Source organism: Streptomyces sp. NPDC088732 (genome assembly GCF_044751205.1).
Taxonomy (GTDB): domain Bacteria; phylum Actinomycetota; class Actinomycetes; order Streptomycetales; family Streptomycetaceae; genus Actinacidiphila.
In genome coordinates this window covers 40,055-50,684 of the sequence record NZ_JBIVLI010000041.1, presented here as the reverse complement: position 1 = coordinate 50,684, position 10,630 = coordinate 40,055, and the positions used below count along the sequence as shown (strand labels likewise).

Genomic DNA, 10,630 nt, shown 5'->3' with positions numbered 1-10,630 from the left:
ACCGTCACCCGCCTCATGGTCGACACCTGCTGCACCGCCCTGGAGAAGGCCGACCTCGTCTGACCAGCGGCTGCCGTCCGGCACCCACCGCTCCCGCACACCGAGGGCGCCCGTCACCACGACGGGCGCCCTCGGCGCGTACGGCCTCACCGCGCGCGCACGGCCTCGTAGAGGAAGCAGCCGTACTCCACGGCCCGTACGTGCACCAGCGCGACCCGCGGGTCGGCGAAGCGGGTGGCGAGCACGGCCTCGGCGGCGCCGGCCGCGGCCTCCTCCGCGCTGAGCAGCACCAGGCGGCCGCCCAGGATGCGGCCGTTGCCGTCGTACGAGCGCAGGACCCGGTGTTCGCCGTGGAGGCCGAGAGCCTGGGCGTGCCCGGTGCCCGCGGGCGGCCCGGGGCAGTCCGCGGCACGGGCGTGGACGAAGACCGGGCCGGTCTCGTCGTACGGGCCGGGCCGCGCGCCGGTCGCGGCCGCCCAGCGGCGCAACGGGGCGTACGCGACCAGGGCGACGCGTTCACCGGGAGCGCTGCGGCGCAGGCAGCAGCGCAGCGGGGCGCCGCCCTCGCCGTCCACCGCGGGCTCGGGCGTCAGCCCCGCGTCGTCGGTGCGGCGCAGCCGCTCCAGGACGGCCGGGTCGATGGCGCGAACGGAGAAGAAGGGGGAGCTGTACGTCGGGTGCACCGTGTATGCCGTGGTCATGCCCCCAGCCTCGCCGCGACGGGCCGCCCGGTCCGGCGGGATACGGACACCGTGTTCGGCCGTCCGCCCGCAACCCGATCCCACGCACCGTCAGATCGCTTGCGGAGAAAGGGGTTTCCCTGTCGCGCGGGGTTCGCCCGGAGCACGCGGGGGTGACCAACCGGGGGTTCACTCGTTCAACGGAACGTGACTTCTCAACAAGCGACCGCCTCCCGGACCCGGCGCGGCACTCCCGTGATCGTGGACGTCGAGGAGGCCGAGGCCGCGCTCGTCGAGAACTACCCGCACCTGGTCCGGCTGGCGTATCTGATCCTGCCCGCGGGGCTCGGCAGGCACCGCCGGGTCATGACCGCGCACTCCCTGGTGCAGCGCACCCTGCCGAGATCCGCGAGCGAGCCCGACCCCGCGTCCCTGAGCGTCCCGGGGCCGCGCGGCCCGGTGGACCGGTCCTACGCGCTGATGCGGCAGGAAGTGCTCTGCGCCGCGCTGGCCTTCGAGCAGGAGGAGGGTGCGCGCGGCTGGCTGCGGAAGACGGCGACGGGCGTCCTGCCGCCGCACGTCTGGGGCCTGCGGCTGCACCCGAAGGCCGGCGGGACGGACGAGGCGGCGCTGGACCGGGCGCTGGCCGGGCTCGACGCCCCGGCGCGGGCGGCGTACGCGCTCCTGGAGCTGGAGAACCTGCGCCGCTCCGACGGCCGCGAGGTGCGCAAGCTGCTCGCCGCCGCCGACGCGCCCGACCCCCGCGGCGCGCTCAAGTCCGCGGAGGCGGTCCCGTACGGACTGCTCGGCGCGGGCGGGTTCGACCCCTGCACGGTGCAGGCCCGGCCGACGGATCTGCTGCGCAGGCGCCAGCACGGCCGGGCCGCGCTGATCACGGCCGCCGCGGTGGCCGTCACGGCGGCCCTGGTCGCCGTGCTGGGCGGCGGGCCCGAGCCGTACTCCGCGGGCGGCCCCCCGAACGCGTACGGCGCGAGTCTCCTGGACCCGGCGCGGCTGGTCCGGGTCGACGGCGCCGTGTGGAAGCGCGCCTCCCGGGTGGACTTCACCGTCTGGCCCGCCCGCGGCGGCCGGGTCAAGGACGCGAAGCTGCTGGGCCGGGCGCTCGAGGTGTGGGCGCACCCCGGCGAGCGGGTCGCGGTCTCGGCCACCAAGGGCACCACCGAGGGCCTGCCCGCGCAGCCCCCGCAACTGCTGTACGCGGGCGACGTGGACGCCGCGAGCGTGGTGCTGATGTACGACGGCCTGCGGCTCGTGCGCTACGCGGAGCCCCGCGACGGCAAGGGCCAGGCGGCCCTGGACTTCACGCGGGTGGACGGCGCCGACGTCTCGACGGCCGCCGTCGTGGTGGGCCGGATCGACGGCAACACGCGTTTCCTGGCCGCCCCTTGGGTGACCGGGACGGCGTCCCGCGACCTGCTCGGGCCGGACCGGCCCGCGCAGAAGCTGCGCCTGGCGGCGGACGGGGTGACCGACCCCGTGCGGATGCCGGGCGCGGAGAGCGACAGCGCCTCGGCCGGTGCGAAGGGGCCGTGCGGCACCGCGTGGCCGGCCCTGGAGTTCCGGGCGGCGGACGGCGTGGGCCCGGGCAAGCCGATCCTCCTCACCGACCTGGGCGACCTCGTACCGGTGCACCTGACGTACCAGCCGGCCGGCAGCGCCGTCCCGGGCGAGGCCGCCGGCAAGGACGCCCTGGCGAGCTGGGCGCGCACGGTCTGCCACCTCGGCGCGATGCGGGGGCTGGGCGTGCGCACGGTCAACGCCTGGCAGTACGCCGAGCAGCCGCTGCCCGAGAACAACGGCCGGGCCGCCTGGGTGTGCACCCGCGCCGACACCTGGACGGGCACGGACGGGCGGACCCTCGCGCTGTTCCTGCCGCCGGTCACCGAGCCGACCAGCCCGGGCGCGCCGGTGGGCCAGAGCACGAAGGACACCGGGGCGTGCGGCCGGTCGGTGCCGCAGGTGCTGGCCGGGGTGCTGTGGAAGTCCACGGCCGGGCACTGGTACCTGCTGGCGGCGGGCAGCCCCGACGTGGAGCGGATCACCGCCACCGGCGGCGTGACCGGTTCCGCCGACGGCCCCGCGATGGCGGTGCGTGCCGAGCAGGGCGCCCGGGCGGAGCTGTCCGCGGTGCTCGACTCGGGCACCAGGATCAGCACGCTGCGCTGAACCGTCCGGGCCGCCCGGCCGGTGGCCGTCCACGCCACCGGCCGGGCGGCCCGGCCCCGTCCCGGGTCCGCGGACAGGTCGGCGGACGGGTCGGCGACAATGGCGGCATGGACCCTCTCGGCTTCCGGCTCGCGGAGCACTCCGACGCCGCCCTGCTCGTACGTCTCAGGGACGGCGCCGCGCGCTGGATGCAGGAGCGGGGCATCGACCAGTGGAAGCCCGGCGAGATGGGCGAGGACCACTTCCGGGCCCGCATGGCCGAGGGCGAGGTGTGGCTCGCCGAGGACCGCGGCCGGGTCGTCGGCGGCTGGGAACTGTGGTGGGCGGACGAGCCCGCCTGGGGCGTGCGGCCGCCGGACGCCGGCTATGTGCACCGGCTGATGGTGGACCGCGGGACGGCCCCGCGCGGCGCCGGCGCGGCGATGCTGGCCGAGGCGGAACGCCGTATCGCCGCGGAGGGACGCCGCTGGGCCCGGCTGGACTGCGTGGCCGGCAACCCGCGGCTGCGCGGCTGGTACGAGGCGGCCGGCTACACCGTCGTCGGGGAGCAGCCCCGCAAGCAGGGCGGCAGGGGCAGCCCGTACGCGGTGACGCTGCTGGAGAAGGCGCTCTAGCACAGCGGAGCGGCCCGCCCCCGGAGGTCCGGGGGCGGGCCGCTCCACCGCTGGGCGTGACAGGGCTCGCGGATCAGGGCTGTGCGCGACGGGCCCGGTCGTACGCCGCGTCGGCCGCACGCCGGATCTCCTCGCGGTCCCGCAGGACCGCCTCCATCTCCTCGTCCACGCCGGGGCCCGGGCCGGACCCGCGCCGCGTCAGCCGGTCGTGGAGGTAGCGGCAGGCCGCGTCCTCGCTGTCGAAGCGCCGGTGCGGGTCGTAAACGCCGCGTTCCCAGTTGCCGACCACCCAGGCGTCGTCCTCCTGCCGGAGGTAGGAGAAGTCCGGGGGCCGCACGTCGAACTCGTGGAAGCCGGGGATCTCGTACAGGCCGCCGGGCACCCCCTCGGAGGCGAGCGCCTCGCACAGCTCACGCCGGTCCATGGGCGCGGTCCCGTCAGTTCAGCCGGACGAGATCGCCGTTGGCGATGTGGTTGGCCACGCTGTCGCCGTTGTCCAGCACGTACTGGAGCCCGTTGCCCGGCTGGCCGTAGAAGGGCGCGACGAGCCCCGCGCGGACCTCGAAGCGATGCACGACCTTGTACAGGTGGTAGTTGAAGGGGTAGCCCGCGTCGAAGGTGTTGAGGTTCGACGGCGCGATGGAGCGCTGCGCGTACGGCGAGCCGGCCGGCGCGAGGAACCTGCCGCCCTCGCCGCCGAAGCGGTCGATCTTCTGTCCGACGCTGAGGTTGAGGGTCGTGGTGGGGGCGTCCGGGAGGAAACCGTCGTCGACCGGGAACCGGTACCTGCCCGCCGCGGAGTCGTACCAGGTCGACAGGAATCCGTTGGCGTTCTGGCCGTCGAGGCGGCGGTAGCCGGTCAGCATCGCGCCGATCAGGCCCTTGCGGGGCAGGACGCGCGGGCCGAGCCGCGGATCGCCGCAGAAGAACGTCGGGACGGTGAAGGTGGCACCGACGCAGATGCGGGGGGTGTGCGGGCCTGCGGTGAAAGGCCGGCCGGGACCCACCAGAGGGGCCGCCGCCGGAGCCGCGGCAGGGCGCACGGAAGGCGCCGGACGGACGGAGGGGGCCGGGGCGTGCGAGCCCGGGCCCCGGTCGTCGGCCTGCGAGGGCGCGACCGTGCCGACAAGGGTGCTGACAACCAGGACGAGCAGAGCAGGAAGAGTGGTGAGCGATATTCGCTGGCGCCGCTTCAAGGGTCCTCCATGGGACGACGGGAACCGGGCATTCGGGAGCCTCGGTCACCCTGGGTCACCGAGGCCGCGCGAATACGTACCCCGCCCCGCCCCGCCCGCCGGACCGGCGCGCCGTGAATTCATCCGGATGGGCCCGCACTTCGCCCGTACGCAGCACCGCCCGGCCGGGGCACCCCCTCGGGGGAGCTCCGGCCGGGCGGTGACGGAGTGTCGCGTTACCGGTGGACGTACACCGCGACGGTCCGCGCCGGGACCGTGAAGGTGCCCGAGGCGCGGTCGTAGGCGGAGTGCCTGACCACCGGGTCGGAGCCCGCGGCCTGGACCGGGTGGAGGGCCCAGCCCGTGCCGGCGAGGGCGGTGACGCGCTGCTCCTGGGCCTGCGGGGTGGCGTTGAGGACCACGACCAGGTCGCCGAGCCTCATGGTGATGACGCCCGGGGTCTCGTCCTTGCCGGACAGCGGGAAGGAGAGCCGGTCCCGCACCTGCGCGGCCGTGCTGAGCCCGAAGTCGGGCTCGGTGGAGCGGATGCGCAGCAGGTCCTGGTACGCGGCCGAGGCCGAAGTGATCTGCTCGCAGCCGGCCTTGAGGGTGTCCGCGGCCAGCAGCGGCCTGGCGTAGGGCCACTTGGACTCGTTGTCGGCCTTCGGGGGCAGGCCGCGTCCGAAGCCGTTGCCGGCCCGGCAGTCCCAGTGGACGGCGTTGAACCAGTCACCGGAGTCGTAGGAGTTGCGGTCCAGGGACTTGGAGCGCAGCAGGTCGGAGCCGGCCTGGTAGAGGGCCGGGCCCTGGGAGAGGGCGGGGACGGCCTCGGCGAGCACCTGCATGCGGGCCCGGTCGGCGGGCGAGGTGTCCTTCGGCAGCTTGAAGGCGAGCGCGTCGAAGAGGGCCTCGTTGTCGTGGGCGTCCACGTAGGCGAGCGCGTCGCCGGGGGCGTCCGCGTAACCGGCGGGCGAGCCGTTGTAGTCGACCTCGGCGCCGGTGACCTCCTTGCCGCCGCTGTCGGTGAAGGAGAAGGACTTCAGGTTGCCGGTCAGGCCGACTTTGATGAGGTCCTGGTAGTGCAGCAGACGGGCCTTCTGCTCGGCCTGCGTGCCGTTGGCGGCGGAGCCGTTGGGGTCGGTGAACAGGCCCGAGGCGAAGCCCTGGACGCCGGGGTCGGCGTCGAAGGGGCCGCCGCCGCGGACCGCGTCGCGGGCCCGGTCGGAGAAGGTGGCGACGCCGGTGCCGGCCATGTTCTTCTGGGTGGCCTGCACAAAGCGGGCGTCGTCGGCGACCTCGCCGAAGTTCCAGCCCTCGCCGTAGAGGATGATCTTCCTTCCGTCGACGCCGTCCTTGGCGGGGGTCAGCGCGTCCAGCGCCTTGCGGACGGCGAGGATGTTGGCCTTGGGGTGGTGGCCCATGAGGTCGAAGCGGAAGCCGTCGACCTTGTACTCCCTGGCCCAGGTGACGATCGAGTCCACCACGAGCTTGCCCATCATCGCGTTCTCGGGCGCGGTGTTGGAGCAGCAGGTGGAGTTCGCGACGGTGCCGTCGTCCAGGAGACGCTGGTAGTAGCCGGGCACGATCCGGTCGAGGACGGACGTGTCGTCCTGGCCGCTCGCGGCGGTGTGGTTGTAGACCACGTCCATGACGACGCGCAGGCCGGAGGTGTTGAGGCTCTGCACCATCCTCCGGAACTCCACCGTGCGCCGGGTGCCGTCCGGGTCGGTGGCGTACGAGCCCTCGGGGACGGTGTAGTGGAAGGGGTCGTAGCCCCAGTTGTAGGCGTCCTCGGCGGCGACGGCCGCCACGCACTCCTGCTGCTTCTCGGAGTCGGCCGGGTAGGCGGCGAGGTCGCAGTCGACCGTGGACCGGTCGGCGTCCTTCTCGGCCACGGTGGCGAAGTCGAAGGCGGGCAGGAGGTGGACGTAGGAGACACCCGCCTTCGCCAGCGCCCGCAGGTGTGCCATGCCGGCGGAGCCGGTGTCGGTAAAGGCGGTGTACTTGCCCCGGTCCGCGGCGGGGACGGAGGTGTCCTCGGCGGAGAAGTCCCGGATGTGGAGCTCCTGGATCTGGGCGTTGTTCAGGCCGACCGCCTCGGGCTTGGCCAGGTGCGACCAGCCGCTGGGGGCGAGCGCCTTGTCGTCGAGGTCGACGACGAGGCTCTGCTCGGAGTCGGCGGTCAGGGCCACGGAGTAGGGGTCGGTGACGGTGTTGGTGACGACCTTCTGGACGCTGGGCGCCCAGACCTTCACGGCGTACCGGTACGGCTTGCCGGTCCAGTTCCGCTCACCGGTCACGCTCCACACGCCGGTGGAGGCGTCGCGCCGCATCGGGACGGTGCGCCCGTCCAGGTCCAGGGCGACGGACTGGGCGGTGGGGGCCCACACCGACAGCGTGGGCCTGCCGCGGTCGAAGACCGGGCCGAGCGCGGCCCTGGTCGCCTTCGCCGCGTACAGGTCGTCCAGGACGCCCTGGATCTGGACGCCGGTGGCGGACAGCAGCGCTCCATTGGCAAGGTGCTGGGTGGCGACGACCTGGCCGGTGAGGGCCGCGCGGACGCGGTCGCGGTCGCGCGGGTCGATCGTGAAGGCCGCGTAGTCCTTCAGGTGCGGGAAGCGGGCCTTCTGGGCGTCGGTCAGGCCGCCCGGGACGCGGTGGAGGCGCAGCCAGTGGCCCTCACCCGTCAGCACGCCGTCCTTGACGGCGAGGCCGCCGTCCGGGGCGTAGACCAGCTGCTGGCTGGCGGCGCCGTCGCCGGTCTTCCAGGCGACGGTGTCCGCGTCGATCCACTGCGCCTTGGCCGTGGAGAGGTCGAGGTCGGCGGAGGAACCGGACGTGGTCGGCAGCAGGTACTTCTCGGTGCCGTTCAGGAGCCACACCTCGTGTCCGTAGGTGGCGAGGTCGAGCGACTGGTCGGCGGGCAGGTCCTTGGTGTCGCCCTTGTGCAGGATGTAACTCAGCGACGTGGCGCCCGCGGCGAGCGGCACCTCGAAGACGGCGCCGAAGGCGTCGGTCCGCACCGGCTGCAACGGGGCGGTCCAGTCGGTGGGGTTGGCGGCGCCGGTCCAGGTGTGCAGGCCCCAGCCGCTGTAGTCTCCATCGGCCCGGTGGTAGTGGAGGACCGCTTTCGAACGGTCTTGTCCCGGCTCGGTGCCGGAGGGGGCCTGGGTGGCGACGGCCTCCTTGCCCTGCTCGACCCAGATCTCGCCGGTCCTGGTGACGTCGATGAAGCGGTCGGAGCCGACGTCCTTGGTGCCGTCCTTGTCGATGACGAGGTAACCGACGCTGGAGGCACCCGGCTTGAGCTTCACATAGGCGAAGGCGCCGTAGGCGTCGCGGCCGATGAAGTCGTGCCCCGCGGGCCACGTGGTGCCCTCGCCTTCGGCGATGTCGCCCCAGGCGTACAGCCGCCAGTCGGTGTAGTCGTTGTCGGTGCGCTTGTAGTGGACGATCGCGTAGTCGCGGCTGCTCGCCACCGGGGGCTGCGGCGGGACCGGGGTGCCGCTGGTGGACTCGGCGGTGGCGCTCGCGGTGCGGCCGGCGGAATCGATCACGACCGCCTTGTACCGCAGCGCGGTCCCGGGCGTCACGTCGTCACCGACCGTCTGGGTGACCTTGTACGGCGCGTGGTCCGCGGAGCCGAGCACCTTCCAGGGCCCGTTGCCGGTCTGCGCGGCGAAGACGACCCGGTTCAGCTGCCCGCCCTGGACGCCGGCCGACAGTTCGACGGTGCCGGTGGCGCCCGCCGCGGGGGCTTCGAGGGTGAGGGACGGCCTGGTGGCGGGGGCGCCGAGCGGCTTCGCCGCCTTCCAGACCACGGCGGACAGGGCCGGGACGGTGACGGCGATCCTGGTGTCTGCCCCGCTGCGCACCGAGCCCTCGGTACCGTAGAGCGCGGTGAAGGCGGTGTTCGCGGAGCCGGTGGGCACCTCCGCGGTCCGCTCCCCCGTCGCGTTGTTGACGGCGACGACGTACTCGGTGCGGGTCCTGGGGTCCGTGCGCGAGAAGGCGTAGATCCCGGCGCCGTCGGCGGCGTAGCGCTCGGTCTGGACGCCGTCGGCGAGGGCCGGATCGGTTCTGCGCAGCGCGGCGAGCCTCGCGATCGCCCGGTAGAGCGGGGCGCCGGTGTCGTAGGCGTCGCTCGCGTGGGTGCGGTCGGTGCCGAGTTCGTCGTCGTCGAGGTAGTCGGCGACCTTCGAGGCGAACATCGTCTGGCGGGCGTCCTTGTCGCCGCCGGCGCCGGTGAAGCCCTGTTCGTCACCGTAGTAGACGACGGGGTTGCCGCGCGTGAGGAACATCAGCTCGTTGGCGAGCCGGTCGCGGCGCAGGAGTTCGGCGTCGCCGGCCTGCGGGTTGTCCTGCTCCAGGAATGTGCCGATGCGGCCCATGTCGTGGTTGCCGAGGAAGGTGACCTGCTCGTACGCGTTGGCCTTGTCGGTCGTGTAGCGGTAGTCGTCGCCGAGGACCGAGGCGAGCCTGCCCGCGGAGCCGCCCTGGGAGGCGTACTGGCGGACGGCGTCCTGGAAGGGGAAGTCGAGCGTGGAGTCCAGGCGCCCCTGCGTGACGTACGGGGAGGTGATGGCGGTGTCGGCGGAGTAGACCTCGCCGAACATGAAGAAGTCCTTGCGGCCGTGCCGGGCGGCGTACGCGTCGAGGGCGGTGGCCCACTGGGTCCAGAACGGCAGGTCGACGTGCTTGACGGTGTCGATGCGGAAGCCGTCGACGGCGAAGTCGCGGACCCACTTCTCGTAGATCTCCTCCATGCCCTTCACGACCTCGGGGCGCTCGGTCCACAGGTCGTCCAGGCCGGAGAAGTCGCCCTGGTCGGCGCTCTCGCCGGCGAAGGTGGAGTCGCCCCGGTTGTGGTACATCGCCGGGTCGTTGAGCCAGGCCGGGACCTTGGCGTCCGAGGTGACGACGGGGGTCCGGGGGAAGGAGTCGCGGTCGACGGCGGGGAAGCCCTTGCCGCCCTTCGCGTAGTCGGCGTCGTCGAAGGGCACGCCGTCCTTCGTCAGGTAGGGGAACGCGCCCTTGGAGAGGTAGCCGTAGGACTTCTCGTCGTAGTCGACGACGTCGGCGGTGTGGTTGGTGATGACGTCGAAGAAGACCTTCATGCCCTTGGCGTGGGCCTTGGAGATCAGCGTCTTGAGGTCGGCGTTGGTGCCGAAGTGGGGGTCGACCTGGGTGAAGTCGGTGATCCAGTAGCCGTGGTAGCCGGCCGAGGCCTGGTCCCCCGTGCCCTGCACGGGCCGGTTCTTGAAGATCGGCGCCATCCATATCGCGGTGGTGCCGAGGCCCTTGATGTAGTCGAGGCGCCGGGTCAGGCCCTTGAGGTCGCCGCCCTGGTAGAAGCCCTTGTCGGTGGGGTCGTAGCCGGTGCTGAGCCGGGTGCCGGTCAGGCCGCCCCTGTCGTTGGAGGGGTCGCCATTGGCGAAACGATCCGGCAGGACGAAGTAGAACTGCTCGCGCGTCAGGTCGTGACGGGCGGGCTGTACGGCGAGCACGGCATCGGACGGCGGGGCGGGCGGGGCGGCCGCCGACGCGGCGGGGGCCGAGGCGGGAACGGCGAGGGCGGCGGCGAGGGCCGCCACCGCGACGGCTGCGGCTCCGCGTCTGCGCGCGCGGGGACGCGCGGCGGACGCGGGCAGCCCGGTGGGCTGGGCCACGGGGGTTCTCCTTGCGGAATCCGTGTGCGGACGGTTGTACCTCTGGGAGCCCACGCGCCATGAGCCGTGGCCCGGCGGCAGTGCCGGACCGTGAGCGGGACCGTACCTCTTGCGCGGGTCTTACAGCAAGATGTCGCAAGGATTTCCAACCGGGTCGCGCCCTGCCCCTGCGACCCGCCCGACCCCTTCTCGCCACACGAGTTCTGACGAACCGTCACCGAACACTATGAACGCAAACGCGATGTCCCTGGACCGCCGGCCCGCGGTCGCCGAGCATCGGTGCGCCGCGCGACGAGGCGCGGGAA

Annotated in this window: 6 protein-coding genes; 2 read left to right on the top strand and 4 right to left on the bottom strand. The window is 73.4% G+C overall.

Translation table 11 applies throughout. The features are described from left to right. Window positions 1–146: 146 nt before the first annotated feature. Complete coding sequence (locus ACIP9H_RS40805; protein WP_401592902.1) at window positions 147–701, bottom strand: DUF1203 domain-containing protein; 555 nt, start codon at window positions 699–701, stop codon at window positions 147–149. 186 nt (window positions 702–887) lie between these two features. Between ACIP9H_RS40805 and ACIP9H_RS40800 the strand changes: the two genes are divergently transcribed. Beyond that, a complete protein-coding gene (locus ACIP9H_RS40800) occupies window positions 888–2,867 on the top strand; it encodes a hypothetical protein (protein WP_401964067.1) in 1,980 nt (659 codons plus the stop codon). 107 nt (window positions 2,868–2,974) lie between these two features. Then, window positions 2,975–3,481: a GNAT family N-acetyltransferase gene (locus ACIP9H_RS40795; protein WP_401592906.1), complete on the top strand. Its 507-nt coding sequence runs from the start codon at window positions 2,975–2,977 to the stop codon at window positions 3,479–3,481. Window positions 3,482–3,554: 73 nt separating this feature from the next. Here ACIP9H_RS40795 and ACIP9H_RS40790 read toward each other — a convergent pair whose 3' ends face one another. The 3 genes from ACIP9H_RS40790 to pulA all read right to left on the bottom strand — a co-directional run bounded on the left by ACIP9H_RS40790 (window position 3,555) and on the right by pulA (window position 10,325). Then, complete coding sequence (locus tag ACIP9H_RS40790) at window positions 3,555–3,905, bottom strand: hypothetical protein (protein ID WP_401592908.1); 351 nt, start codon at window positions 3,903–3,905, stop codon at window positions 3,555–3,557. 13 nt (window positions 3,906–3,918) lie between these two features. Further along, the gene (locus ACIP9H_RS40785) at window positions 3,919–4,677 is read right to left on the bottom strand and encodes a TNT domain-containing protein (protein ID WP_401592910.1); all 759 of its coding nucleotides are present in this window, start codon (window positions 4,675–4,677) and stop codon (window positions 3,919–3,921) included. Between the two features lie 215 nt (window positions 4,678–4,892). Beyond that, the gene (pulA, locus tag ACIP9H_RS40780) at window positions 4,893–10,325 is read right to left on the bottom strand and encodes a pullulanase-type alpha-1,6-glucosidase (protein WP_401592912.1); all 5,433 of its coding nucleotides are present in this window, start codon (window positions 10,323–10,325) and stop codon (window positions 4,893–4,895) included. Window positions 10,326–10,630 lie beyond the last annotated feature (305 nt).

Bases quoted from the DNA above. Each gene is read 5' to 3' on its own strand.
- ACIP9H_RS40805 (WP_401592902.1), bottom strand. From the start codon at position 701: ATGACCACGGCATACACGGTGCACCCGACGTACAGCTCCCCCTTCTTC.
- ACIP9H_RS40795 (WP_401592906.1), top strand. From the start codon at position 2,975: ATGGACCCTCTCGGCTTCCGGCTCGCGGAGCACTCCGACGCCGCCCTG.
- ACIP9H_RS40790 (WP_401592908.1), bottom strand. From the start codon at position 3,905: ATGGACCGGCGTGAGCTGTGCGAGGCGCTCGCCTCCGAGGGGGTGCCC.